Genomic DNA, 24,825 nt, shown 5'->3' with positions numbered 1-24,825 from the left:
CCTTCTTTATGTTATTAATAACTGCTTTTAATGACTCATGTTGTTGTTATTCCCTTGTGCGGGGGCATACGAATTCATCATTTGTTGCATATCCTGCTGTGCAAGCTGCGGAACTTGGTAATAATGATGTTTGTTTTGATATATCGAAATCTCATAGGCCATTTCAATGCAGTTCGGAACGGAATCTGCAAATACGCGGCGAACCACCGGATTCGTTATTTCAAGCGCTGCCATCGCCTTCATGGATGCCGCAGACTTAACAGCCGCAAGCATCAAGCCTGAAATGCATTCATCCGTAATTTCCGATACGGATTGCAAAGGTTTTTTTGGCTGAGTTGGTGTCAATCCATATATAAAATCGTTACCTTGATTCATTTTGTAGCTCTGAGTTGGTTTAGAAGGATCCTGGCCCGTTTGGAAGCACTCCAATGAAATATTATATTCATCTTGGATGAACCGATATTGACGATCCAGAATGTCGAGTAATTCCTGATCTTGGACATGCTGACGCAATAGAGTATACGTGTTTAAAGTACCGATCGCTCCCGACAGCACTTCATGTACATCGAATACTTCGTGACCACCGTGATTCAATTGTGGGGGGATGGCACCCGTTTGCATGTTCTGGTGTACTTGACCTTGTTGATATTGGTTTTGCATTGTATTTCCCTCCTCATTTTATCAATCAAGCGAACACGTTTAGTATGTTAAACCCCAACCGGATTATTCAATCTAAACTCTTCCAAGAAGACCAATAAACTGCTGCATCATTTTTTCTGTATAAAAAAACCGTGGCGCTTTAAACTATAAACACTTTATATACATGGGAGGATTTCTAATGACACATCAATGCTTCTATTGTAGTGATGTCACGGAAGAAAAAAAAATCCATATAGTAACATTTCAAATTACTGACACGGATAGAAATGAAATGCTCTGTGATGAATGTTACCAAGAATGGCTGCAAGGAATAAAAGGGTAAGCATTAAAAGCCCTCTAACATTTCCCAAACACCAACGATGCATGCTTGGATGAATTCAGGGTAACTTAAATGCGTTCATGAATTTCAAGGAGGATGGTTATGGGAATTTTAAGCGGAAATCCGAAAGATGAGCCTATGCATTACGGAGAGGTTTTTGGAACATGGGCATTTCTAACAACTACAAAAGGGTTGATTGCCTGTCATCAAACCATGCTTAATCATACTGGCGACAAGGACCTGCATAAATTGCTTGTTGAAGTGATCGATCAAGGGAAACAGGAACATGACCAACTTGAATCATTATTAAAAGAAAATAACGTAGGACTGCCTCCCTCACCACCTGAAAGGCCTAAAGCTAATTTGGAGGATATTCCCGTCGGGGCACGTCTTCAAGATCCTGAAATCTCCGCTTCAGTATCAATCGATATTAATGCAGGATTAGTTGCTTGCAGCCAAATGATGGGTCAATGCATCCGCGAAGATATTGCACAGATGTTTGCGCAATTCCATACCAACAAAGCTGCATTGGGTGCTGACTTCCTAAGATTGAATAAGGAAAAAGGATGGCTTGTCCCTCCTCCCCTTCATATCAATAAAACAAGTATGTAAATAGTAATGATAGATCCCTTAATCATGTTTTGTAATCGAATCAACATGATTAAGGGATTCATTCCATAAGGACGATTAAGGAATCATTACCATTGAAGACTTTCGATCAAGTGGCACTTTGTACATTGTTGACTATAATCATTTTTCACAAATTCATGGTTGCAATTCTCCCGAAAAATATTCAGCTCCCTTTTCAGCTGCTCCAATTGAGTTTCCAACTGTTTCATTTCAACTTTTATCTGGATTACCCGATTCATCGAATTCTCCCTCTCGTCGGAATCATTGATAGATTTTTCCATCCGTTTTCCTAAATTCATTCGCTTTTTCTTTAAGCCCTTCATCGATTACCGACTCAAAGCCCAAACCCTTTTCCTTCGCCAAATCACGAATGTCCTGAGAGATTCTCATACTGCAGAATTTCGGTCCGCACATTGAACAGAAATGGGCTGTTTTGGCACCTTCTGCCGGAAGAGTTTCATCGTGATATTCAACCGCCCTTTCAGGATCAAGGGAAAGATTGAACTGATCTCTCCAACGAAATTCGAATCTAGCCTTCGAAAGGGCATCATCCCGTTTTCTTGCCTGCGGATGGCCTTTTGCAAGATCAGCTGCGTGTGCTGCAATTTTATAAGTAATGACCCCTACCCGAACATCCTCTTTATTCGGAAGTCCCAAATGCTCTTTCGGTGTCACATAGCAAAGCATGGCCGTTCCAAACCATCCAATCATGGCAGCACCAATCGCAGAAGTGATATGGTCGTATCCAGGAGCTATATCCGTCGTCAATGGTCCCAGGGTATAGAATGGTGCTTCTTGACAGACTTCCAGCTGCTTATCCATATTTTCTTTAATCAAATGCATCGGTACGTGACCGGGTCCCTCCACCATGACTTGAACATCGTGCTTCCAAGCAATCTTCGTCAATTCCCCAAGCGTTTCCAATTCCGCAAATTGTGCCTCATCGTTTGCATCTGCAATGGATCCCGGACGGAGACCGTCACCTAATGAGAAAGAAACATCATACGTCTTCATGATTTCACAAATCTCTTCAAAGTGTGTATAGAGAAAGCTTTCTTGGTGGTGGGCCAAGCACCATTGTGCCATGATGGAGCCTCCCCGGGAAACAATACCCGTAACTCGCTTTGCTGTCATGGGGATGTATCGCAAAAGCACACCAGCGTGTATGGTGAAGTAATCGACACCTTGCTCAGCCTGCTCGATTAATGTATCCCGGAATACTTCCCAATTTAAATCTTCCGCGACCCCATTCACTTTTTCCAATGCTTGATATATCGGAACCGTCCCAACCGGCACAGGTGAGTTCCTGATAATCCATTCCCGCGTCGTGTGAATATTCTTTCCTGTGGAAAGATCCATTATGTTGTCTGCACCCCATCGTGTAGCCCAAGTCATTTTCTCCACTTCAGCTTCGATCGATGAACTGACAGCTGAATTTCCAATATTCGCATTTATTTTCACGTGAAAATTACGTCCGATGATCATGGGCTCACTTTCAGGATGGTTAATATTTGCCGGAATGATTGCCCGCCCGCTAGCTACCTCTTCCCTTACAAACTCAGGGGCTACATTTTCCCTGATCGAAATGAACTCCATTTCTGGAGTAATGATCCCTTTGCGGGCATAATGGAGCTGGGTTACGTTTTTCCCTTTCACCGCACGCAATGGTTTTCTTTTCAATCCCGGAAAAACTTCGGCATTGGATTGTGACTCCACTTTTCTATATCCGTTATCTTCCGGCTTTATTTCACGCCCTTCATACTCTTCAACATCTTCCCGTTCCAGAACCCAGCTGCGTCTAATCGGGGCAAGGCCTTTATGAATATCAATCGGATATTCTGAATCCGTATAGAAGCCGCTTGTATCATATACACGTAAAGGCGGATTCTCCTCTTCGCCGAATGCCCCTGTCGTCGGACTTAGCTCAATTTCACGCATAGGTACTTTAATATCGGGTCTAGATCCCTCAACATACACTTTTTTACTCCCGGCAAAACTGGACATAATTGAAACGTTCATGTCATTTACTGAATTACTCTTCATGATTTCATTTCTCCTTTTTAAGTTCATTTAAAAAGGACAAAATCCAATCCATTTCGCACGAAAAAGCCAGGTCTCATATTTAAGACCCGGCTAACGTTAGTATGACTACAGAAATGACCAATTGAAAGGTCATCGTTTAGTAGATTCTAACTTCCCCACGCTGGTATGAACCAGATCAGGTCCTGAGGGTTAAGAAGCTTAAGCGCTTCTCTCTCAGCCCAACTTTTATTGGACACCCCTAGTCTAAATAATTTAATTGATTACAGGGTAACTATATCTCACCCTTTTCATTCTGTAAATAATTTAAAAGACCTAGTATTTTCTCTGCAATCATCTAAAATTTGTTATTTGGAGGAGGACCGCCAATTAATTCCCCAAGCTCTCAAGGATAGGGAAAAGCTCCTCTAAATGCGTGATTTCGTAGGTTGGAATCACTTCATTCCGTTCCTTATCATGGCGATTTATCCAAACCGACTTTATGCCTACCCGTGATGCTCCAAGGATATCGGTCATTAAATTATCGCCGACCATCAATACTTCATCCTTATCTAGCTCCATGATTTCCAAAGCATGCTCAAAAATGGAGGCATCCGGTTTACCTCGTCCAAATGCGCCTGAAATCACGATTTGGTCGAAATAAGGAACCAGTTCAGGCGTTATTTCAAGTTTGGTATTTTGCAGCTCAGGAGATCCGTTCGTAAGCAATAGCAATTTGTACTTCCCTTTTAATTCATCCAGAACACGGAATGTTTCTTCATAGATAAATGGCTTTTTGCGTCTTTCGGCCGGGAAACGTTCTGCCAGTTCAAGCCCAAATTCCGGGTCATCGATCCCTAATGCCTTCAAGCCCCTCGTCCACGCTTCTTTCCGATAAGCCGGTACAATCCCGGCCATCTTCCGGAATTCATCATGATCATCCTGAAAATTCCCCCATAGTCCCTCAAATGGGTTGATTCCGATCATTTGAGTGAATGCATATGTATCGTAAGAAGAATAAAGATCACGCGCTTCCTTCCGCACCGCTTCTTCAAACTCGTCGACATTCAGACCATATTTCTCCTTGGCAACTTCGCATGTGGCCACAAAAGCCTCTTTTACACTTTTCTGATCCCATAGTAATGTATCATCTAAATCAAAAAAAACTGCCTTCAGCAAAATGTCCACCCCTCTTTCCCCAATATTGAATTCGTAAAAATTACACTATTACAATAATAAACCACAACCAATAAAAAAAGAATAACTATTCGGAAAATGCATGCCTCTTTCTTCACAAAATGGCTTACCTTTTCCGGTGGGAACCATATATTCATTTCCCTTTTCCGCTTTCAAATACATACAGTTTTCCATTACTGGCAATCTTGAACTTTGGACCGGTGAACCCGCGTCGGATCAGCTCTTTCCTCATATATACCATGAGGGCGGCATGACTCACGATCAGAACATTCCTTTCCCCCTTTGCAAAGACTTCATCCAATACTTTTTTGATTCTTTGCTCAGCAAACTTAATTTCCGCCCTTGTCTGCTTGTTGATCACCGAGCAGCAGCGAATCCAGATGGCCCAAAGGATGAACGGCAGCTTAATCCTTCCCCTCAGAGGGGGAGAAGGAATTTCCCGCAGCTCCTCCATCCGATGAACCGTGCCTGGAAAGATGTGTTCCGCTGTCTTGACGGCTCTCGACATATCACTGCAATAACATTCCTGCCATTCCTCCACGCCAAATAAAGTCGTTCCATAAATAATATCCGCTGCATCATAGTCCACAAACCATTGCTTCATATCATCCGCCGTCACAGATTTCCCAGTAGGAAATTCATGTGCCACCTTAAAATGCCGTACCAAACCAATTTTCATATATTCTCCTTTTTATCTTTTAAAATCGTTTCTATTTCTTATAAAAGCCCTTAACAATATATTAACCTATGTAAAGCAAGATAATAAATCAAGTTGAAACCATTAAAAACCTACTGAGCGCCCCTTGTGTATCGTTAAAGGTTCTCACAGATTGTGTCACTGCAAGCATTTAATTATCATAAGGAAAAATATTATGGCCATATGTAAAAAAGAGAAAGCATATCGCCTTCTCCTTTCGTTTAATCTATGAATTGGAGTTCTGTTATCCTACATCTTTTCCTGAATTTATATTTCCCGCTCAAATCACTGAATTGATAATCATTTAGGGATTTCCCCAGTTGTTCCTTTAGTTTATCCGCCGTGATGGATTCCTCAACTGTCTCTTTCCAATTTTCATTTCCCATTATCTCTTCGAACGGAATGGTAGTCAGGACTTCATCATATATCTGGATGCTTTGATCGATGCCGAAGCTGCCATAGATACTGCCATTTTCATCGGCAAAGATATGCTCCGATTCCAATTCTTCCACCAATACTTCCAGATATCCCTTTGCCTTAACAGGCTTGATGGCAATCTCCGCTTCTGCCTTTACAGTTCCCAATCTCTTATCGATGATCTCTATCGTCAATTTAACGTGAACGGGCGGATAACCAAACCCTTCACAAAGTTCTGCTGCCGAGTTATATACCATCTGAACATCCTCCTTTTGTCACTATCATTATATAATATAAATACTCCATTCCCTTACCAAAAACCCTTATTCAAGATCACTTGGCAACGTGTCTTTTTAGAACATCAACTCACTTTTCCCCTTATCATAATAATAGATTTTGAATGTTTCATCCGCTTATTTTTGTACTTCTGATCATCTACAAGTCTTCAATTCTTCCATGGGATTCTACTGTCTTTAGAAGCGTTATGGAAACATATATCAGTCATTCAATATTTTAATATATTGAAAAATAGTTTGATTTCAACAAAGAGTAAAGTTATACTCATCCTGAAAATGATTATCAATTTCATTTATTGAAAAGTAAAGGATGAACTAACGAATGTTACATACTCTCTCGCTAAAGGAATTTAAAAATCGTTCAAATGTTTTTCTGTTAATGTGTTTATTCATCCTGGTGATTCTTGGATTGGTGGTGTCCATGTTTTTGGCTGTAACATTTGGGGCAAAAGAGGTTACCTTCAATACCGTGTGGTCAGCGGTTTTTAATTATAATCCCACACTGACACAGCAACAGATTATCCACGAACTACGGCTTCCACGGGTTATTGGCGCAGCATTAGTCGGAGCAGCTTTTGCAGTTGCAGGAGCATTAATGCAAGGAGTAACCCACAATCCCTTAGCTGATGCAGGAATACTTGGAATTAACGCTGGGTCAATGTTTGTGGTAGCCCTTAGTTTTGCTTTCTTTCCAAACATTCCATATTCTCTTTTGATGCTTTTTTCATTTATTGGAGCTGTATTGAGTACATTATGCATTTTTGTTATTGGATCATCTGTGCCAGGAGGATTAACACCCATTCGATTAACAATCTCAGGTGCAGTGATAGCAGCTCTCTTACATTCACTTAGTTCAGGAGTGGCTATTTATTATGATTTGAGTCAAGATTTAGCATTTTGGTATGCAGGAGGTGTTGCGGGGATAAAGTGGAATCATTTGAAAGTATTAGTTCCTATCATTCTTATCGCTATTTTTTGGGCAATATCGTTAGGGCGGTCTGTGTCACTTATTTCAATGGGCAACGATATTTCCACCAATCTTGGTGTGAATACGAATCGTATCAGAATACTCGGAATGATAATAGCAGTTATTCTGGCAGGAGTTTCTGTTTCGGCCGTTGGTTCAATAGGTTTTGTTGGACTTGTAATCCCACATATTTCACGAAAATTGGTTGGAGGATATTATCAGCTCATCATTCCAATGTCAGCATTACTGGGTTCGATACTGTTAATACTGGCTGATTTGGGAGCACGTACGTTGAACCCACCTAGAGAGCTGGCTATTGGTATAATGGTAGCCCTTGTCGGTGTTCCTTTTTTTCTCTATATTGCTCGTAAAGTAGGGAGGAACTTATAGGTGAAATACCTTATGAATGCAGACAACAAGAGGGCATATACAGTTACCATGGTATTTATTTTAATGAGTATAGTTGCAGTATTAATAAGCTTGAATACCGGTACATTGCGGATTTCACCTTTAAAAGTAATCCAAACGCTTTTTGGATACGGTGATTTTAAAAGTTCTACTGTACTGTTTGATTACCGTATGCCGCGAATCTTGATTACCATGTTGGCGGGAGTTGGATTAGGAATTTCTGGTGCAATCTTACAAGGTTTATCACGTAACCCTTTGGCAGATCCAGGAATTTTAGGCTTACATGCAGGTGCGTCCTTTGGTCTCATTATCTTTGTTACATATTTTCATTCATTAGATGAAAAAGCATCAATTCTTATACCGTTATTTACCTTTTCAGGCGGAGTCTTAACTGCTTTTCTTATTGTTTTACTTGCCTTTGATCGTTACAAAGGCATACCGCCCATTCGACTTATTCTCGTTGGAATTGCGATTTCTGCTGGTTTTAGTGCTATTACACTTTTTCTGTCTCTTCGTCTTGATGAAGAAACCTACTCATTTGCTTCAAGATGGTTAGTTGGAAATGTTTGGGGAAGAGATTGGATTCATGTTATTGCCCTTTTTCCGTGGATCCTTATTTTAGCACCTTATGCCTGGTTCCAATCCAACACATTAAATGCCTTATCCCTTGGTGATGACGTAGCAGCTGGACTTGGTGCTTCCGTTCAAAAACAGCGTTTGCTGATGCTAGTAACTGCTGTTGGTTTGTCCTGTGCAAGTGTAGCGATGGCCGGTGGTATTGGATTTATTGGTCTCGTCGCCCCTCATCTTGCCCGTCGGCTTGTTGGCCCAATGTACCAACATTTCCTTCCTGTTGCAGGACTTATAGGGCTCATTATTTTGGTGCTTGCGGATACCATTGGTCGGTCCATATTTCAGCCAAATGCTATTCCAGCTGGTATAGTAGTGGCTGCTATAGGGGCTCCGTATTTTCTTTATTTGCTCACAAAAACAAAATAAATTTTCAATAAGGGGAAAAAAATGAACAAGAAACTTACTATTTTATATGGCATTATGTTAATTCTTATTTTGTCGGCTTGCGGACAAACTTCTTCAAATGATGGTAAATCAGCACAAAAAAATAAACCTGGGAGCGAAGAAGCTAGAATCGCTTCACTTTCCATTCACCTAACAAATGATTTGCTTGCATTAGGTATAACTCCAGTTGGTTCTGTTATTGGTGGAGAATTAAAGGATTTTCTGCCTCATGTGAAGGATCAATTAAAAGATACGGAAAAGCTTGGACCTGTGAAAGATCCAGATATGGAAGCGTTGATTGAACTAAACCCTTCTGTGATTTATCTTGATATGGAATTTTCAGGACAAGATGTATCAAAATATGAAAAAATCGCACCGACTCATGTATTTAATCTTGATGAAGGAACATGGAGAGATCATTTAAAGTCCGTAGGTAAACTTGTCGATCGTCAACAGCAAGCAGAAAAGTTCATTTCAGATTATGAAAAACAAACAAAAGAAGTGAAAGATTTAATTGAAAATAAACTTGGTGAAGGCAGTAAAGTTATGGCAATGCGCGTTACGGCGAAGGAATTACGAGTATTTAGTACTAAACGACCAATGGGACCTATCTTATTTCAGGATTTAGGTTTTAAACCTGCTAATGGTGTTGAAGACATTGATAAAAATCTGCCTTACGAAGTCATATCTCAAGAAGTTCTTCCAGATTTCGATGCAGATGCTATATTTGTCATTGTCAACGGTGACGATGAGTCCCAGACAGCTTTTAGGCAGTTAGAAGATACACCCATTTGGAAAGGTTTGAAAGCAGTCAAAGGAAAACATGTTTACGTAGTTCCGGACCAGCCATGGCTTGACTATTCAGCACTAGGAAATAAAATGGCCTTGGACAATGCAAAAGAAATCTTTTCAAAATAATAGATTGAGTTATTATTGTTGGTCTATTTTTATAGTATCTTTTAAGCATTTGAGTTACCATAAAATTCATCATTAAGGTTAACACCTATGGGATTATCTAGCCTGGTCTCAATAGATTCAAAAAAGGAAGAATCAGCCTTACTCGAATATAGAGTAATTATGCATGGAAAAAGGCTCTTATTAGTTAAGAGCCTTTTTGATGTTTATAGGTATATTAATTCTATCCATTCATTTAAAATTTTAGTTATCATCATTGACGGTTATTGGGGGAAGAGCAAAGAACAAGAACAAGAAAAAACAAGACATCTAACTGTGAATATCTTTCATTTCAAACGTGAATTGCTTTTTGTAAGTATACTATCACATTATGGCTTTAGCACCACTTTAATACATTCATCTTCGTGATCGTTAAAGATTTGATAAGCCTCACTCGCTTTTTCGAGAGGGACTTTATGGGATATGATTTCCGTGGGGTCGAACTTTCCAGCCGTGATTTCATCAAAAAGCTTTGGCATGTAGTGAATGACTGGTGCTTGTCCCATTTTCAGGTTAATGTTCCGCTCAAATATATTGCCTAATGGGAACATATTATATTTCGAACCGTATACGCCAGTCAGTTGGATTGTGCCGAATTTACGTACGGCGTTAAGGGCAATCTCGATCGCACTTAACGTTCCACCCTGAAGTTTCAGCTTTTGCTCAATCGCCTCTATCGTCGATTTCTTCCCATCCATTCCCACACAATCTATGACTACATCGGCCCCGCCTGAAGTGATTTCCTTAATGTAGCTGCCCATATCGTTATATTCATCGAAGTTATACGCCTCTACCTTATTCATCCGTTTAGCCTTATTGAGTCTATAAGGTAGATTGTCGATGGCAATGACCCTTTTTGCTCCTTTCATCCAAGCGAACTTCTGAGCCATCAAACCAATCGGTCCACAGCCCAATATCGCTACCGTATCATCTTTATTGACGCCAGCGTTCTCTACACTCCAATATGCGGTTGGCAGCACATCGGACATGAACAAAAGCGACTCATCTTCTAGTTCACATGACTCTGGGATGACAAACGGCATGAAGTTTCCATATGGTACCCTTAAATATTCTGCCTGCCCGCCTGGATAGTTCCCATATCGTTCCGTAAAACCAAAGTACCCGCCTGTATCCACCGCTTCATTAGTGTTGGAATTATCACATTGACTCTCCATATCATGTTCACAATAATAACAGTGCCCGCAAGAAATGTTGAAAGGCAGGACAACCCTATCCCCTTTTTTCACCTTTGTCACTTCCGGACCCACTTCTTCGACGATGCCCATCGGTTCATGGCCAATGACATAATCTTTATGCGTCGGCAAAGCCCCCTGATATATATGGAGGTCGGACCCGCATATAGCTGTTGAAGTCACTCGGACGATAATATCATCCTTTTCCTGAAGTTTCGGATCTTCAACCTGTTTTACCTGTATATCTTTTGCTCCTTGAAAAGTTACAGCCTTCATAATCAACCTCCTAAAATTTTCTTGATTTATTTTATATACCCGTCCGAAAGACTACTAAGCCTATGGACATCTAATTTCCCCAAGATTTAATCGCCCATTCTGCTGCACCTGGATGACAAAAAAAAAGCCCCGGAAACCGGAACTCACATTTGAAACCATTTATTTAGTAACTTTATTTCCATTATCTTTGTGCTTATACTCACTTAGTACCTCGTTGAACACATCGGGATAATTCGTAAACAGCCCCGTTGCACCCCACTCAAGCGCCTTTTTCATATCGGCTCTTTCATTTACTGTATATGGATGGAATTGGAGGTCATGGTTTCGAACCATCTTCACATATTGTCCGTCAACTTTACTGAAGTTCGGGCCAACGCCAACTGCATATTCCTTTATGGATTCCAATTCTTCATCGGAAATGGTTGCTTGGTTCTTGTAAGAAAAAAGTTGCACAAGAGGTAACCTTGGATTCAAGTCATGAACCTTCATAAGGCTTTCTTTACTGAACGATTGTATTAATACATTCTTTGTACGGCCCTTCGAATCAACCATTTTATATTCTTCCAGAACCTGCAGAAGTTCTTCTTCCATCCCTGGATACACATCAGGGGATTTTGTTTCGATATAGTAATTGGCCTTCTTTCCAAACTTCTTAAAGACTTCTTCAAGAGTAGGGACCTTTAACCCTTCATATCCCTCTTTTGCCAATTGTGGATATTTTTCATTGAACCAAGTACCGGCGTCCAGTTTCTTGATTTCTGCCAGCGTTAAATCCTTCACAAGTCCAGTACCATTCGTTGTACGATCCACTTTTTCATCATGCATTGCTACCAATCTACCATCTTTGGTCATTTGAAGATCGATTTCTATGTAGTCGCCTTTCATTTGTTCTCCCATTTGATAAGCGGGAATGGTATGTTCAGGTGCATAACCAGAAGCTCCCCTATGTGCGACATTCACAATTTTCTTCTCATGAATAGATGAATTGGAATGATTTCCATTTGCAGCGGAGGCCCCCATTGAAGTAGCCTGCAATATAAAGGCCGCACTCATCATACAAAAACCAAATTTCTTTATATTCGTTTTCATTTCCCTCTCTCCCTCCTTTTATTACCATTATTTTAAAAGGGGAATGTGAATCTACAGCGAATATAATGTAAAGAAATAATATAGTAGTTAAAATGGTTAAAATAACCTATCAAAAACAGGGCATTCATGCAGTTCGTTCTACCCAACCAAAAAGTTGAATGAAAACTTTATTGTTTGATTAATGATAACAAGCCTCCTAAAAGCCTCTTTTTCTAAAAAAATATAAAATGTTTCTTGGCATGTACATATTGAAATGGTAGAAAAAAACGATCGTCCAAATGATTATAACTAAATATTTACAAACCATCCACTTTTATGCAAGTCATGCTTCTTATTCAAACAATTTAAGTCTTCCATACCTATAATAAAACCAAACTTATAGGCGCTAAATTCCAGATATTAGATAGGATGTACCGATGTTGACACACCTTTGTGGCCCGGACAGGATGTTTTCCTTAAATCCTTTACCTTTCCAAAATATAGATACAAAGGTTATCGATGACAAAATCTATCTTTTTCTGATTTACAAAAAACTAGTATCATATTACTATTAAGCAAACAGAATATTAATACTAAGGGGAATTATGTTAAAAAATTATCAATATTATCAAAACAAACACCGATTTATACTGAAGGCTTTCATGGCAATGATATCCTTTTTACTATTAGTTGGGATTTCTGTATCACCTATAAGTTGGAAAGATAATCCCTACGAGATGACATTACAGGTCATTTTAATATCGGGGATGATAATTTCTCTGTTATTTTTCGTAAAAACAGAAGTCAATTTTTATAAAACCCTATTCATTTTTTTAATTACTGTTTATTTTTATAGCAAATTTTGGATATTTCCGGATACTGCCATCATGCTGGCCTTATTTGCTATAGCACCCTTGTTTCCCATTTTTCTCTTTGATAAGATCGGGTTTTATATTGTGGCCACTTTAAATATCATATTAGGTCCCGCTTCCATCTTGATCATTTCAAAAACGGATCTTCAACACACTTATGAATATGTCGCTTTGGATAGTTTCGGCAACACGCTTAATTTCATCGCTATACAAATCATATTGGTATTCGTATTCATAGGAACCAATAATAGGATGGAATCCAATAATGCATTTCATAAGGAAATACAGCAGGCCAAGCAATTGAACTCAGTCGGACAGCTAGCTGCCACCATTGCACATGAGATACGTAATCCGATTACAGTCGTTAAAGGGTTTGCCCAGCTATTAGATCAAGAGAAGGAACTGAATGAAACGGAAAAATTTTATGTACAGACCATGCTTACGGAACTTGAATATACACAAGTGATTATCAATGACTATTTGTCTTTAGCAAAACCGCAAACGGATAATGCACAGGTCATTCCTTTAAATGATGAAATCCAAAAGATTTCCGACCTATTGACCAGTTTTGCCAATAATCGCAACATCGGCTTTCTTCTCGATTTCCGTGACGACCTGCACATTAACATGAATCCCATCGAGCTTAAACAGATACTGGTCAATATCATGAAAAATGGAATTGAGTCAATGAACAAACCCGGATTCATCAAGGTGGAAACAGAGCAGGAACGCACTATGGCAAAAATACGAATAACGGATACAGGAATAGGTTTATCAAAAGAACAGCTTGAAATACTTGGCACCCCATTTTACTCGCTTAAAGATAGGGGAACCGGTATCGGTCTGACCGTTTGTTATTCCATCGTTCAAAAATACAAAGGGAAAATCGTGGTACAGAGCGAAGTGAACAAAGGAACATCGTTCACCATTTATTTGCCCTTATATAAAGAAATAGATTAAACATACATACCTAATAAGAAAAAGGATGACCACCCATCACCGGACGGTCATCCTTTTTCAATTAGGCTTTAAAGCTATCTTGCCATTTCAGCAAATAATTTTCTAAAAGGCGGACAAACGAGTCTGAGATTTTACCAGCGAGGGCAAATATGATGATGCCTACGAATACGACGTCCGTTTGCATGAATGAACGGGCATCCTGGATCATGAAGCCCACCCCTCTATCCGCACCAAGCAATTCAGCGACGACCAGGCACATCCAAGCCGCACTTAAGGCTAAACGGATACCAAGTAATATGTTAGGCAATGCTGCCGGGATCATGAGCTTCGTTATTTGTTCCCGACGGCTAAACTCCAAGATTAGGGCAACATCGTAGAGTTTTTTATCCACATTCCGAAGACCCAAAAAAGTTTGTAGATATAGAGGAAAAAAAGCACCTAAAGCAATAAGCAGCACTTTTGATAGTTCACCAAACCCGAACCACATAATGAATAAAGGCGTGATCGCGAGTAAAGGAACCGTTCGTAACATTTGAATGCTTGGGTTAAGATACTCTTCAGATTTTTTTTGCATCCCAACGATGACTCCAAACAATAAGCCTAAAAACCCACCTAAGGCAAAGCCAAGAAAAGCCCGCGTTAAACTGATCTGTAAATGCATGCCCATTTCCCCCGACTGGACGAGATCAATGAACGTCATGACGATCAATAAAGGGGATGAGAACAATTGGGCAGGCAGGATGCCAACCGAACCTAATGCTTGCCATGCAATCAACACGACTACGGGAAGGACCGAACCCCGCAATGCCGATTTGGCAAGTTTGGATTGTTTTGTCGTTTCTCTTATGACAAGGTGCTTGTTTTGTGCAACGGTCTGTGTAGACATAATTTTCATCCTTCCTTTTTCAAAAATTCAATTAAATGCTCCAATCTTCCACCTCTGCTGGATGATGTTCAAGTTGTGTTAATATGACGGACCTGAATTCCTGGAACGCTTTGCTTGTTCGGGTTCTTGGGTATGGCAAATCAATCGGAACAATAGCTTTAATCCGTCCAGGCTTTGCATCCATGACGACCACCTTCCCCGATAAAAAGATGGATTCATCAATATCATGGGTGACAAGCACCATCGTTGTCTTATTCCTCTCCCATATTTCCAGTAAAGCCTCTTGAAGATGCGTTCGCGTGAATGCATCCAATGCACCGAATGGCTCATCCAACAATAAAACTTCAGGATTACGCAATAAGGCCCTGGCAATGGCAACTCGCTGCGACATTCCTCCGGATAATTGGCGTGGATACGCCTTCTCAAAACCTTTTAGTTTAACAAGTGATATCAAATCATCCACCCTTTTTCGAATGTCCGGTTTCTTTAATGGAAGGTTACCTGCAATATTCTTCTCCACGTTTAGCCATGGAAATAATCGGTGCTCCTGAAAAATGAAACCACGGTCTTTAGATGGGGCGCTAACCTTAAGATCCCCTGCCATGATCGTGCCATCAAAGTCTGAATCAAGTCCTGCGATCAACTTTAATAATGTGCTTTTCCCGCAGCCGCTCGGACCAATGATGGTTACGAACTCACCATTGTTGACGGTCAGATTTAAATGATCCAAAACACGGACACTTTCATTTTCATTCTTAAATGTTTTGCTTACTTGATTAATTTCTAATGTCGCAACCAATCCCCTCACCCTTTCTCAAATAAAAAAAATAGAGATCCAGCAATAAGGCACAAATTGTCCCTTTGCTGAATCTCTAGTTAACTAGTCGATTCAATATTTCATTTTATACTAACTTATCGATTATTTATAATCAACACCTAATACCAATTTATTTTATCGGATTAATCGTAAAAAATAATTGACAGATAATTCTAACAGCTGTTAAGATGCATTCATACACAAATCCGCTTCACACTGGAGCCAATTAAATAAAGGTCATGTGAATCAACTGGACTACCGGAGATTCAATGAAGAGTAACCAAGCAAACTCTTCGTTGAATCTCTTTTTTGTCATTAGTCTGGCTATCCAGATGTGTATAGCTGTAAAAAAGGAGGGAATTCATGAAGGAATATCGTAAACATCTAACCGCAGTACTACTTGCCATCATTAGCATCGCTGTATTGGCAGGCTGTAATTCCGATGCCGGCAAAGCTTCTGGGAAAAGTGATCCACTAAAAGTTCATATTGCCTTAAATGGCAAGATGGGACCATTGGTCATTGCAAAGGAAAAGGGATTGTTCAACGAAGAGTTTTCTAAACTGGATGCCCAAATCGAATGGAGTGAATTCCAGAGTGGTCCCCCGCTTTTGGAATCCCTCGCTTCCAATCGGGTTGACCTGTCCTTTTTAGGGGATGGTGCACTGATTGCCGGCATTGATAAGAATCTGCCATTCGAAGTGATTGCACAAACAGGACGGGGTGAGTCATCTGTACGGATCCTGGCTCAAGCAGAAGGTAACATAAAGAAGATTGAAGACTTAAAAGGAAAAACGGTCGGTGTTGCCTCAGGGACAACGGGTCATGTGTATTTAATCAAGGCATTGAAAGCCCATGGCTTAACGACTGATGACATTAAACTCATCAATTTGCAACCAGATGATGCTCAAGCGGCTTTTGAAACAAAAAAATTGGACGCCTGGGCAATATGGAACCCCTATTACCTTAATAATATTGAAAAAGGGAATGCTGTCGCACTTAAAGTAAAAGGAAAAATATTAGCTCCTGGTGCAATCATTGCACGTAAGGGCTTTGCCGAAGAGCATCCTGAAATTGTCGAGGCCTATTTAAAGGTTTATAAAAAAGCAGCCGACTGGCAAATTGAAAATCCAGATGAAGCATCTGAAATTTATTCCAAAGAAACTAAATTGCCAGTCGGTACGGTCAAGACAATAATGACGGCCGAAGAACCAAATATCTTCTTTACCGAAGATGCCATCAAAGCACAACAAGAATCCATCGATACTTTAGCTGGTGTGGGTTATATCAAGAAATCATTTAATTTTAAAAATCACATCAACAATGAATACATTGATGAAGCCTTTAAAAAATAAAAAACTAACCTTACAGGAGGAGATTGATTATGACGGATACTAAAACACAACAATTGAAAGTGGTACCGGTAGCAGGAAGGATTGGAGCGGAAATTCAAGGAGTGCAATTAAGCGGAGACTTGGATTTAACTATTTTCAATGAAATCAAACAAGCGTTAAACGATCATAAAGTCATATTCTTCAAAGGTCAAAATCATTTGGACGATGCCAGCCAAGAAGCATTTGCCAAACTATTGGGTGAACCTTATGCACATCCTACAGTACCGGTCAAAGATAATACTAACTATATTTTCGAGCTTGACTCCGAACGCGGTGCTAAAGCAAACCATTGGCACACTGATGTCACTTTCGTTCCAGAGGTTCCTAAATACTCTGTTTTAAGAGGGGTAACCATCCCTGATGTTGGCGGAGATACAGTTTGGGCCAATACGAATGAAGCATATGAGGACCTGCCGGATGGATTGAAGAAATTAGCGGACGAACTATGGGCAATCCATACAAATGAATATGATTATGCTCAATTCAAACCAGCCGAAAACATTGATGATGAGGTTAAAAAGAAATATCGTGATATATTCGAATCGACCATTTATAAAACAAGGCACCCAGTCGTTCACGTACATGCCGAAACCGGAAAAAGGCATTTGTTATTAGGTGGCTTTGCTGGTAGAGTGGAAGGCTATACAACAAGTGAATCCGAAAGATTATTAAGCATCTTCGATTCATACGTCACGCGCTTAGAAAATACCGTGCGTTGGCAATGGAGTAAAGGCGACGTGGCCATTTGGGATAACCTAGCCACGCAGCATTACGCTATTGCCGATTACGGGAACCAGCACCGCGTCGTTCGCAGGGTCACAGTAGGAAAAGACGTTCCCGTAAACAAGGAGAACGAGTCCAGCAGACTAATTGTTAAGAAATAAAACTCCTGTATCGAAGGTAAGCTTCCATTACTTGACTGCCCCATAAGCGAATGAAAACATTCAAACGGCCTCATTGCAGGAAGTTTGAGTGTTTTCTTTATTGACAGGACTAGCCAACTCGCCCTTTGGCATTTTCAGTACTTTGTCCCCTCATTTAAAATTAACTTCAATGAATTCAACCTCTTCTGCCCGACTTAATGTTCCATGGGCTTTTCCAACGGTGCCTTCTTTATCTTCCCAAAAGAAGTTATGGTCCTGAACGATCGTGCTAAAATCAAAGTCTCGCCACCGGGCAGCGATGGACAGCAATCTATCTCTATGCTGAAAATCACTTGAATCCACTATTTTATAAACTTCTTCTATAATCTTAGGGGACATCGGTATAGCTCCCCATTTATCTTGCGAGCGAACCTTTTGATGAGTCATTTTATGCATGACGTCCATGACTTCCGTTTCGGTTGAGCCCTCATCAAGTCCCGTTTCAAATTCAATCCCATCATATATCGCCGTTTTCGCTTCAAGTTCCGCAGCTTTAGCTTTCGCTTCCCTTTTGGCTTCGATTTTTTCATCTTCTCTTTCTCTTTCAACTTGTTCTTTGGCTTCCCTGGCCTCCATTACGAGTTGAGCTTTTTCGTACTCATTGGAGTTCTCCATGATTTTAAAGGAAGCAACCCCCACCCCGAATAATGCAACAGCAGAGATTCCACTAATAAGTAAAACCTTTTGCGGTTTCTTCATAAAAACTTCCTCCAAGATTAATAATGTCAGATACTATTTATTTTAACATATTAAATGGATGGACTATCCAGAAAAGGAAGACATCCAAACCCAGATATCGATAATTACCCAACATACCATTCCATTTTTTCCAGAAGATTTTTTCGTCACTCATTGCATACTGGATGACACATATAATGCAGCAACAGTATACAAAGACAAATTGATAATACCGGGTGCCGGGCATTGTGAAGCTGAGGTAGTGGATTTGGAATAGTATTGAAACAAGGTATGGGGTTTTGTGGATAAATAGATGGAGTAATGTAAAAAGGTAAAAAAAACTGCCAATCTAATATCGGCAGTTTCTTTTCGTTTTCGTACAGCCAGCGTCTTTATCAGAATTAATTATCCTGAACGATTATTTCATCGATTATACCGTAATCCTTCGCCTCATTTGCACTTAAGAAGTAATCGCGATCCGTGTCCTTCGCCACCTTTTCGATAGGCTGACCGGTCCTTTCGGAGATGATTTGATTGATATGATCCTTTAGCTTCAAAATCCTTCGGGCAGAAATTTCGATTTCCGTTGCTTGCCCCCTCGCCCCACCAAGCGGTTGATGAAGCATGATTTCACTATTTGGCAAAGCGCACCTTTTCCCTTTCGTACCCGCCAATAAAAGCATGGCACCGAATGATGCGGCCATCCCCGTACATACAGTCCGGATATCAGGCTTAATATATTGCATCGTATCATAAATGGCGAAACCGGCACTGGTCGATCCCCCCGGACTGTTTATGAAGATGGTAATTTCTTTATCAGGTGCATCTGCTGCCAAGAATAACAATTGGGCAACCACACTATTGGCTAAATGATCGGTGATTTCTTCCCCAATCATGATGATACGGTCTTTTAGAAGTCTGGAATAAATATCGTACGAGCGCTCACCCTTGCTGGATTGCTCAATTACATATGGAATGGTGGTCATATCTCTTCTTCCTCCTAACAATAATATTGGCTATGCAGCCATTGAGAGTGTGTTTGAAGGAGTGAAGCTTGATTTGGAAAGATTCGAACGATTCATCGGTTTAGGAATCATCGACTCACTGTTCAGGGATTTGAAAGATGGGATGCTTTTAATGAGGATATCAGGATTTTGGGCTTTTAAAGCCTGTGTCATCAGGGACATGAGACGCTGCTCCTCCTCATCCTGCCAAACTTCCACGCAAGACAACCTACGATCTTCAACGTCATTCTCAAAACGCTTCTTCACACGGTTCAAGATTGCCTTTACAGCCGTTTCCGTGGTGTTCAAGTAATCTGAGATTTCTTTTGACCGGTAGAGGAATCCTTCCTTTAATATGAACACTACCGCTTGTTTCGGGGTAAGGGATTTTATTATATATTCAACAGTTTCAAAGACATTTCCCCCAACTGCCCCCAGTTGTTCGGTATCCAACAGATCGTCTAAAGATTCTTTTTTCCTTTTTCGTATCGTATCAATCCAGGAATGTCGGGCTATCGTCTTCAATAAAGCTGTGGTTATCACCGTTTTTTTCCCATAGCCCTGCATTGCCTTCAATATCGTTTCCTGAGCCAAATCATCCCCATCCCAATTATTTTGGGTCAGAAATCGGCAAAACCGAATCAATTCAGGATAAACTTCACGCAAAATTGTACCGTTATCCTTTTCTTCAGAAATATCTTCCCTCAATTTATTTATCATTTTTCTCACTCCTTCAACACCCTCTATCCTCTAAACGTTTCAGAAAGAGAAAAAGATATGGGGGTGAAAAATTTTCCTTCATGCTTCATTATATTCTATTCCATTTTTTCCATTGGATTTCCTTTCATACTAAAAACCTGTTTGGTTAAGATCCAAACAGGCTAATATAGGCCTCCCCCGCTGTGTACCCGGTTCATCACCAATCATTTCAGTGTAGACCATTACTCCCGTGCATTCCGCTTCATTCCAATAAGCTAGCCAGACGCTTGGATGTAACGTACCTGATGTCCATGGTGTGAATCCTGAATTCGATCCATAGGAACTCTGCTGCTATTCTAAGTGTTCAATGCATTCGACCGTGTATTCGCTAGGTTCCATTTCGTTTACTTCCATACCAAACCAACTGGAGGAGCGATTCTCATTAGCGCTATCTTTACAATAGTTCACCATAGAACCTGCTGGCTTTTCTTCAGTCTCTTGATCGCTCATCTCTTCAAAATTCACCGACCGCTCGTTATGACGCTCGCTGTCTGACTTTTCATTATCCAGGTCTGCGAACATGAACATGCAGTAAAAAACCAAAACCATAATTGCCATGGTAATCAACCTTGACATTATAGGGTGTAATTTTTTCAATATAGCCAAAACTCTCTTCATGGTGGTTTCCCCAATCCTGCTAAAGCATATTACATTCAGAATGAATTAATTCATCTATTAAATATCCATCAATAACACTAGTTTAGAAAAATATTACTATTTTCATTATATCAAGTTCCAGAAATTTTTATTGCCATTATTCAATAAACAACTAAAAATACTCCGAACCCTCTAAAATGGCCAGTCCAAAAAATATCAATATACCCCTCAAATTGACTTCCCTCCTTTTTCAGTGTTACTCTTAAAAGTATACATTCAAAATACTGATTCCATTGGCGTGAAATAAGGGTGATCACTTTTGCCAAAAGAACATTTAATAGACGTTCAACCAATCAGATCATCGGAAAAATTAGATGATATGAAATGGTCATTAAAAAGACATTGCAGCGAGAGAGACTACATATTGTTCTTGTTAGGCATCAATACCGGCTTACGGGTGACTGATCTATTATCGCTGAAGATAAAGGACATTGAAGGCAAGATGGAGGTCATCATCAAGGAAGGGAAAACAAAAAAGCCAAGAATGATACAGCTTAATACTATATGTAATGAATTGGGCGCCTATATAGCCACCATTGATGGTGAATGGCTATTCCCCTCACGCAAGGGAGATAAGCCAATAAGTAAGATACAAGCTTACAGACAGCTTAATAAAGCAGCTGACATGGTGGACATCGAGGGCGTCGGTACACATACCATGCGGAAAACATTCGGGTACTGGCACTATAAACGAAGTAAGAACCTCGCTGAGTTACAAATGATCCTTAACCATTCACACCCTGTAATTACACTTAAGTACATTGGGGTTGCTGATGAAGGAACAGAGGGCAGCTTATATGACTTTACACTATGGGAGGACGGAAGAAATGTCACTGACTGAATACAATGCAAAATATGAATCTATCATTCGCAGCAATATTTCCGACAGGCAAAAGGCATTGAAGTTAGCTGATCTAATGACCGATATGGAAGGCCAGCTAAAAAATGAAATCGGGGAACATCGAAATAAAGAGGTAAATGCATTATATAAAAAAGTATCCCTTTTCTCCAACTTGTTATGAAATAGTCCTAAGACCTTGCCCTTATGTGCAGAGGTCTTTTTTTTGCCTTGAAGGTAAATGATCTGTTTCCTTAAGGCTTTACACTGAACTCAATTAACATCCGACTGACTCGGTACTGGTTTCCATGTTTACAAATTAAACATACTTAAGGAATACTTTTTCGCCATCATTTCCAAGATTTTTATCCCGGCAACGCTGTTCCCCTTCTCATCCAGCGCTGCACCATAAATTCCAATCCCGCATTTTCCGGGGACGGCTCCCATGATTCCCCCTGACACACCGCTTTTAGCCGGTATGCCAACATTTATGGCAAATTCACCTGATGCGTTATACATGCCGCAGGTAACCATGAATGTCTTGCAAATACGGGCAATGTCCCCTGGGATGATTTGCTTTCCCGTCAGCAAATCTTTCCCATTCATGGCAAGCACACAGCCTATCCTCGCTAAATCCTGACTGTCCATTTCAATGGCACACTGCTTCGAATACAATTCGATTAAATCCTCCACATCCTCATTTATTACTTGATGCTGTTTTAAAAAATAACTTAACGACCTATTCAAGTCTGCTGTATTATATTCTGACCGGGCAACATCTTCATTAAAGCCGATATTCGGATTTTGCGTCAACTCCCGGATAAAATGTAAAATACGTTCAAATCGCTCGGTTACACTGGCACCCTCTATCATGTGGGTCACAGTCAATGCTCCTGCATTGATCATGGGGTTTAACGGCTTGGATGGCTTGTTTGTCTCTAGCTTGGCAATCGAATTAAAAGGATCGCCAGTGGGTTCCTTTCCTACATAGGAAAAAACATGATCCTCCCCTTTTTCCATTAATACAAGAGCAAGTGTCAAAACTTTTGATATGCTTTGAAGGGTCATTTTACCGCTTACATTCCCCGCACAATATCCTTTCCCGTCAGGATAGTAAATAGCAACAGACAAATCCTCAGGATTCGCCTTTTCAAGAGCCGGTATATAGTCTGCCACTGTTCCGTTACTCGTATATTTTTTTGCCTCATCAACCAGTTGCTGTAATTCGTCATTGGACCTGCATTGACATCCCATATTGTTCACAATTTTCCGCCCCTTAGAAAATATGTTTTGTGAAGTGTTCCTAGATAGTGTTTTTTTTATTTATTGCCATATTTCATCGATATTATTTATAAAACTGCGAAGCGGCTACTTTCCTGGTATTAGATTTCTTATATAATAATTCTTTAAAGAAATTTTTAAATGCTCCTCCATTTATTATTTACTGAATTTAATTACCCTTTATAAGGTCTTCCTATACCTCCCTCCTGTTTAATGCACAGGTTCTTTTTTAAAGAATAAAGAAAAACAACAACAACATATATAACAAAGGTCAAGCTGTAAGACTGGTGAGCTAACGTCTTGTAAAAAATCAGGAGCAACTTCTCTATTCTTTAAAGATTTAATTAAAAAAAGAAGGAATTAGAAGCGATCAGACGGAAATATAGACCATACGAATATTATCGCATAAGCTTTCATATGTATTTCACACTTGATGGAAAGTAGGAAAAGTCATGGAAAAATCAAAAAGTTTACAAGAAATCTATAACGCCAACCGTCCAGAAAATAATGTACTTTTCCGGGCGATACAACAGCAGCTACAACTGAAGCATCCAGACAAACGAATGACAGCTACGAGAACAATGCAAATAATTGTGGCTGATAGTGTTTCATCTGGAGAACTGCGTAATGTGGAAGCCCGCCTTCTTTACAGTTTATAAGGATCTGCTGTTTCATAAACCGTTTAAAATTTTCGAAAACAGAAACGAATTCATTGAAAGAATTTCTGAAAAAAATGGCCCATTTGTTGAATAAAGTAAATAGAAGAAGTATATAATCCAACTGGTTATGATCGAGCCTGAGACCTAACGATGTTCGTTTCGTAAACAAACTTCATTCTTTCGCCTACGTCGTGCACCCGGTGCAATGATTTTTGCCTTTGGAAAAGTCTCAGATATTTTATTACTCAATTTCAATATCTACCTACTTTCAACTGGTGAGTAAAAATGCTCAAAAGATAAAGATTGACAACATTTTTAGAGTGACTCATACTAGTAATGACTCGGGTGACAGAATATTATGAATAGTGGAGGGGTAATTATGAATAAGATTTTCGTTCCTAACGCAATCGCCACTTTAACAAGGCTTTTCTACAGTTCGACTACAACGAATGAGTATTTAGCTATGAGAACCGCTCAATTCTACATTGAAGACCTGAAGTTACTGCAAGACGTGGAGGCTGTTGCCTTGGCGATCGAAAATCAAAATGCTTTCGCATTAATGTCTAAATTCAAATTATTTGATTATAAGGCTGCTGAAAAAATTGAAATCGCACTCTCCGCTTCTGGCTATACCGAAGCAGACTTGAATGCTATGAATATTGAATTCTAAATCATTTATCAAAGTTAACGAAACGAATGGCAGAGTTAATACTCTTTGACCATTCTTTTTTTTTAATCGTAGTAACAAACGTGCTCCTTAATGAAGAATTTATGTATCGTTTTGTTGCTTCAATAGGCGTCTGTCACAGTGTATCACAGTGTATCACATGATATCCTAATACCCTTTAATCACTCCCATGATGTTTGTTTGCTCCTTCGTTTCACTTTCCCTTCATTCTTGAGTGATGGAAAATTATTTGATCTTGTAGTTCATGAACACAAAAAAGCTTCACACAATTAAGTGTGAAGCTTTTTGTAATA

General features: G+C 39.9%; 27 protein-coding genes, 1 pseudogene and 1 riboswitch. Of the genes and pseudogenes, 13 read left to right on the top strand and 15 right to left on the bottom strand.

What is annotated here, in order from left to right:
• Window positions 1-27: 27 nt before the first annotated feature.
• The gene (locus NYE65_RS16670) at window positions 28-660 is read right to left on the bottom strand and encodes a spore coat protein (protein ID WP_340861275.1); all 633 of its coding nucleotides are present in this window, start codon (window positions 658-660) and stop codon (window positions 28-30) included.
• Window positions 661-838: 178 nt separating this feature from the next.
• Between NYE65_RS16670 and NYE65_RS16665 the strand changes: the two genes are divergently transcribed.
• Together NYE65_RS16665 and NYE65_RS16660 are read left to right on the top strand one after the other, a co-directional pair.
• Window positions 839-982 (top strand): hypothetical protein, encoded by a 144-nt coding sequence (locus NYE65_RS16665; protein ID WP_176548603.1) that lies wholly within the window; start codon window positions 839-841, stop codon window positions 980-982.
• A gap of 99 nt (window positions 983-1,081) precedes the next feature.
• Entirely contained in the window at window positions 1,082-1,591 is a 510-nt protein-coding gene (locus NYE65_RS16660) for a DUF3231 family protein (protein WP_063577312.1), read from the top strand.
• A gap of 86 nt (window positions 1,592-1,677) precedes the next feature.
• On the opposite strand, the gene NYE65_RS16655 is transcribed toward NYE65_RS16660, so the two are convergent.
• From NYE65_RS16655 to NYE65_RS16635, 5 genes are all read right to left on the bottom strand, one after another.
• Entirely contained in the window at window positions 1,678-1,848 is a 171-nt protein-coding gene (locus NYE65_RS16655; protein ID WP_153246124.1) for a hypothetical protein, read from the bottom strand.
• 22 nt (window positions 1,849-1,870) lie between these two features.
• Complete coding sequence (gene thiC / locus NYE65_RS16650) at window positions 1,871-3,652, bottom strand: phosphomethylpyrimidine synthase ThiC (protein WP_053533829.1); 1,782 nt, start codon at window positions 3,650-3,652, stop codon at window positions 1,871-1,873.
• 135 nt (window positions 3,653-3,787) lie between these two features.
• Window positions 3,788-3,902: riboswitch (TPP riboswitch) on the bottom strand.
• 116 nt (window positions 3,903-4,018) lie between these two features.
• Window positions 4,019-4,807, bottom strand: coding sequence for an HAD family hydrolase (locus NYE65_RS16645; RefSeq protein ID WP_063592066.1), 789 nt, complete (start codon window positions 4,805-4,807; stop codon window positions 4,019-4,021).
• A gap of 151 nt (window positions 4,808-4,958) precedes the next feature.
• A complete protein-coding gene (locus NYE65_RS16640) occupies window positions 4,959-5,504 on the bottom strand; it encodes a histidine phosphatase family protein (RefSeq protein ID WP_268591560.1) in 546 nt (181 codons plus the stop codon).
• A gap of 239 nt (window positions 5,505-5,743) precedes the next feature.
• Window positions 5,744-6,196 (bottom strand): hypothetical protein, encoded by a 453-nt coding sequence (locus NYE65_RS16635; RefSeq protein ID WP_340861274.1) that lies wholly within the window; start codon window positions 6,194-6,196, stop codon window positions 5,744-5,746.
• Between the two features lie 418 nt (window positions 6,197-6,614).
• Here NYE65_RS16635 and NYE65_RS16630 point away from each other — a divergent pair, with 418 nt between their 5' ends.
• Genes NYE65_RS16630 through NYE65_RS16620 form a run of 3 tightly spaced genes read left to right on the top strand, consistent with a single transcriptional unit; the run spans window position 6,615 to window position 9,545 of the window.
• Window positions 6,615-7,592 carry a FecCD family ABC transporter permease gene (locus tag NYE65_RS16630; RefSeq protein WP_225989166.1) on the top strand — a complete coding sequence of 326 codons (978 nt, stop codon included), beginning with the start codon at window positions 6,615-6,617 and terminating at the stop codon, window positions 7,590-7,592.
• A 12-nt stretch (window positions 7,593-7,604) separates the two neighbouring features.
• Window positions 7,605-8,609 (top strand): FecCD family ABC transporter permease, encoded by a 1,005-nt coding sequence (locus tag NYE65_RS16625; protein WP_371748484.1) that lies wholly within the window; start codon window positions 7,605-7,607, stop codon window positions 8,607-8,609.
• A 21-nt stretch (window positions 8,610-8,630) separates the two neighbouring features.
• The gene (locus NYE65_RS16620) at window positions 8,631-9,545 is read left to right on the top strand and encodes an iron-hydroxamate ABC transporter substrate-binding protein (protein ID WP_340861273.1); all 915 of its coding nucleotides are present in this window, start codon (window positions 8,631-8,633) and stop codon (window positions 9,543-9,545) included.
• Between the two features lie 365 nt (window positions 9,546-9,910).
• Here the strand turns inward: NYE65_RS16620 and NYE65_RS16615 are convergent, their stop codons facing one another.
• Window positions 9,911-11,050 carry a zinc-dependent alcohol dehydrogenase gene (locus NYE65_RS16615; RefSeq protein ID WP_328176243.1) on the bottom strand — a complete coding sequence of 380 codons (1,140 nt, stop codon included), beginning with the start codon at window positions 11,048-11,050 and terminating at the stop codon, window positions 9,911-9,913.
• 159 nt (window positions 11,051-11,209) lie between these two features.
• Window positions 11,210-12,139 (bottom strand): glycerophosphodiester phosphodiesterase, encoded by a 930-nt coding sequence (locus tag NYE65_RS16610; RefSeq protein WP_445670420.1) that lies wholly within the window; start codon window positions 12,137-12,139, stop codon window positions 11,210-11,212.
• Between the two features lie 935 nt (window positions 12,140-13,074).
• On the opposite strand from NYE65_RS16610, the gene NYE65_RS16605 reads away from it, so the two are divergent.
• Window positions 13,075-13,950, top strand: a complete 876-nt coding sequence (locus tag NYE65_RS16605) for a HAMP domain-containing sensor histidine kinase (RefSeq protein WP_340861272.1) — start codon at window positions 13,075-13,077, stop codon at window positions 13,948-13,950.
• Window positions 13,951-14,011: 61 nt separating this feature from the next.
• Here NYE65_RS16605 and NYE65_RS16600 read toward each other — a convergent pair whose 3' ends face one another.
• Together NYE65_RS16600 and NYE65_RS16595 are read right to left on the bottom strand one after the other, a co-directional pair.
• Complete coding sequence (locus tag NYE65_RS16600; RefSeq protein ID WP_445670419.1) at window positions 14,012-14,845, bottom strand: ABC transporter permease; 834 nt, start codon at window positions 14,843-14,845, stop codon at window positions 14,012-14,014.
• Window positions 14,846-14,867: 22 nt separating this feature from the next.
• Complete coding sequence (locus NYE65_RS16595) at window positions 14,868-15,635, bottom strand: ABC transporter ATP-binding protein (protein WP_340861270.1); 768 nt, start codon at window positions 15,633-15,635, stop codon at window positions 14,868-14,870.
• 381 nt (window positions 15,636-16,016) lie between these two features.
• Between NYE65_RS16595 and NYE65_RS16590 the strand changes: the two genes are divergently transcribed.
• Both NYE65_RS16590 and NYE65_RS16585 read left to right on the top strand, forming a co-directional pair.
• A complete protein-coding gene (locus NYE65_RS16590; protein WP_340861269.1) occupies window positions 16,017-17,006 on the top strand; it encodes an ABC transporter substrate-binding protein in 990 nt (329 codons plus the stop codon).
• 29 nt (window positions 17,007-17,035) lie between these two features.
• Window positions 17,036-17,929, top strand: a complete 894-nt coding sequence (locus tag NYE65_RS16585; RefSeq protein ID WP_340861268.1) for a TauD/TfdA dioxygenase family protein — start codon at window positions 17,036-17,038, stop codon at window positions 17,927-17,929.
• Between the two features lie 150 nt (window positions 17,930-18,079).
• Here NYE65_RS16585 and NYE65_RS16580 read toward each other — a convergent pair whose 3' ends face one another.
• Window positions 18,080-18,667 (bottom strand): DUF6241 domain-containing protein, encoded by a 588-nt coding sequence (locus NYE65_RS16580; protein ID WP_340861267.1) that lies wholly within the window; start codon window positions 18,665-18,667, stop codon window positions 18,080-18,082.
• A 160-nt stretch (window positions 18,668-18,827) separates the two neighbouring features.
• Between NYE65_RS16580 and NYE65_RS16575 the strand changes: the two are divergent.
• Window positions 18,828-18,923 (top strand): annotated as a pseudogene (locus NYE65_RS16575) (alpha/beta hydrolase); the annotation flags it as partial.
• Between the two features lie 124 nt (window positions 18,924-19,047).
• Here NYE65_RS16575 and clpP read toward each other — a convergent pair.
• The 3 genes from clpP to NYE65_RS16560 all read right to left on the bottom strand — a co-directional run bounded on the left by clpP (window position 19,048) and on the right by NYE65_RS16560 (window position 21,027).
• Window positions 19,048-19,632, bottom strand: coding sequence for an ATP-dependent Clp endopeptidase proteolytic subunit ClpP (gene clpP / locus NYE65_RS16570; RefSeq protein ID WP_034305312.1), 585 nt, complete (start codon window positions 19,630-19,632; stop codon window positions 19,048-19,050).
• Between the two features lie 30 nt (window positions 19,633-19,662).
• Window positions 19,663-20,370 carry a sigma factor gene (locus NYE65_RS16565; RefSeq protein ID WP_340861266.1) on the bottom strand — a complete coding sequence of 236 codons (708 nt, stop codon included), beginning with the start codon at window positions 20,368-20,370 and terminating at the stop codon, window positions 19,663-19,665.
• Window positions 20,371-20,700: 330 nt separating this feature from the next.
• Window positions 20,701-21,027 carry a hypothetical protein gene (locus tag NYE65_RS16560; protein ID WP_340861265.1) on the bottom strand — a complete coding sequence of 109 codons (327 nt, stop codon included), beginning with the start codon at window positions 21,025-21,027 and terminating at the stop codon, window positions 20,701-20,703.
• Between the two features lie 358 nt (window positions 21,028-21,385).
• Here NYE65_RS16560 and NYE65_RS16555 point away from each other — a divergent pair, with 358 nt between their 5' ends.
• Together NYE65_RS16555 and NYE65_RS16550 are read left to right on the top strand one after the other, a co-directional pair.
• Complete coding sequence (locus NYE65_RS16555) at window positions 21,386-21,907, top strand: tyrosine-type recombinase/integrase (protein WP_340862135.1); 522 nt, start codon at window positions 21,386-21,388, stop codon at window positions 21,905-21,907.
• Entirely contained in the window at window positions 21,894-22,088 is a 195-nt protein-coding gene (locus NYE65_RS16550) for a hypothetical protein (protein ID WP_053533812.1), read from the top strand. Before NYE65_RS16555 ends, NYE65_RS16550 begins: the two co-directional genes overlap by 14 nt.
• Window positions 22,089-22,216: 128 nt before the next feature.
• Here NYE65_RS16550 and glsA read toward each other — a convergent pair whose 3' ends face one another.
• Window positions 22,217-23,158, bottom strand: coding sequence for a glutaminase A (gene glsA, locus NYE65_RS16545; RefSeq protein WP_328176266.1), 942 nt, complete (start codon window positions 23,156-23,158; stop codon window positions 22,217-22,219).
• A gap of 479 nt (window positions 23,159-23,637) precedes the next feature.
• Here glsA and NYE65_RS16540 point away from each other — a divergent pair, with 479 nt between their 5' ends.
• Entirely contained in the window at window positions 23,638-23,844 is a 207-nt protein-coding gene (locus NYE65_RS16540) for a hypothetical protein (protein WP_328176251.1), read from the top strand.
• A 379-nt stretch (window positions 23,845-24,223) separates the two neighbouring features.
• On the top strand, window positions 24,224-24,514 hold the full coding sequence (locus tag NYE65_RS16535) for a hypothetical protein (RefSeq protein WP_034305321.1): 291 nt from the start codon (window positions 24,224-24,226) through the stop codon (window positions 24,512-24,514).
• The last annotated feature ends 311 nt before the right edge of the window (window positions 24,515-24,825 follow it).

It is taken from the genome of Peribacillus sp. FSL R5-0717 (assembly GCF_038002945.1).
Taxonomy (GTDB): Bacteria; Bacillota; Bacilli; order Bacillales; family DSM-1321; genus Peribacillus; species Peribacillus frigoritolerans.
This window is presented reverse-complemented; position numbering and strand designations above follow the sequence as displayed.

Coding starts and splice junctions, on each gene's coding strand:
- NYE65_RS16670 (WP_340861275.1), bottom strand. CDS start 660: ATGCAAAACCAATATCAACAAGGTCAAGTACACCAGAACATGCAAACG.
- NYE65_RS16555 (WP_340862135.1), top strand. CDS start 21,386: ATGAAATGGTCATTAAAAAGACATTGCAGCGAGAGAGACTACATATTG.
- NYE65_RS16535 (WP_034305321.1), top strand. CDS start 24,224: ATGAATAAGATTTTCGTTCCTAACGCAATCGCCACTTTAACAAGGCTT.
- NYE65_RS16640 (WP_268591560.1), bottom strand. CDS start 5,504: ATGAAAATTGGTTTGGTACGGCATTTTAAGGTGGCACATGAATTTCCT.
- NYE65_RS16560 (WP_340861265.1), bottom strand. CDS start 21,027: ATGAAGAGAGTTTTGGCTATATTGAAAAAATTACACCCTATAATGTCA.
- NYE65_RS16625 (WP_371748484.1), top strand. CDS start 7,605: ATGAATGCAGACAACAAGAGGGCATATACAGTTACCATGGTATTTATT.
- NYE65_RS16590 (WP_340861269.1), top strand. CDS start 16,017: ATGAAGGAATATCGTAAACATCTAACCGCAGTACTACTTGCCATCATT.
- NYE65_RS16630 (WP_225989166.1), top strand. CDS start 6,615: ATGTGTTTATTCATCCTGGTGATTCTTGGATTGGTGGTGTCCATGTTT.
- glsA (WP_328176266.1), bottom strand. CDS start 23,158: ATGGGATGTCAATGCAGGTCCAATGACGAATTACAGCAACTGGTTGAT.
- NYE65_RS16580 (WP_340861267.1), bottom strand. CDS start 18,667: ATGAAGAAACCGCAAAAGGTTTTACTTATTAGTGGAATCTCTGCTGTT.
- NYE65_RS16635 (WP_340861274.1), bottom strand. CDS start 6,196: ATGGTATATAACTCGGCAGCAGAACTTTGTGAAGGGTTTGGTTATCCG.
- NYE65_RS16655 (WP_153246124.1), bottom strand. CDS start 1,848: ATGAATCGGGTAATCCAGATAAAAGTTGAAATGAAACAGTTGGAAACT.
- NYE65_RS16585 (WP_340861268.1), top strand. CDS start 17,036: ATGACGGATACTAAAACACAACAATTGAAAGTGGTACCGGTAGCAGGA.
- NYE65_RS16565 (WP_340861266.1), bottom strand. CDS start 20,370: ATGATAAATAAATTGAGGGAAGATATTTCTGAAGAAAAGGATAACGGT.
- NYE65_RS16660 (WP_063577312.1), top strand. CDS start 1,082: ATGGGAATTTTAAGCGGAAATCCGAAAGATGAGCCTATGCATTACGGA.
- NYE65_RS16665 (WP_176548603.1), top strand. CDS start 839: ATGACACATCAATGCTTCTATTGTAGTGATGTCACGGAAGAAAAAAAA.
- NYE65_RS16540 (WP_328176251.1), top strand. CDS start 23,638: ATGGAAAAATCAAAAAGTTTACAAGAAATCTATAACGCCAACCGTCCA.
- NYE65_RS16620 (WP_340861273.1), top strand. CDS start 8,631: ATGAACAAGAAACTTACTATTTTATATGGCATTATGTTAATTCTTATT.
- clpP (WP_034305312.1), bottom strand. CDS start 19,632: ATGACCACCATTCCATATGTAATTGAGCAATCCAGCAAGGGTGAGCGC.
- NYE65_RS16550 (WP_053533812.1), top strand. CDS start 21,894: ATGTCACTGACTGAATACAATGCAAAATATGAATCTATCATTCGCAGC.
- NYE65_RS16615 (WP_328176243.1), bottom strand. CDS start 11,050: ATGAAGGCTGTAACTTTTCAAGGAGCAAAAGATATACAGGTAAAACAG.
- NYE65_RS16600 (WP_445670419.1), bottom strand. CDS start 14,845: ATGAAAATTATGTCTACACAGACCGTTGCACAAAACAAGCACCTTGTC.
- thiC (WP_053533829.1), bottom strand. CDS start 3,652: ATGAAGAGTAATTCAGTAAATGACATGAACGTTTCAATTATGTCCAGT.
- NYE65_RS16610 (WP_445670420.1), bottom strand. CDS start 12,139: ATGAAAACGAATATAAAGAAATTTGGTTTTTGTATGATGAGTGCGGCC.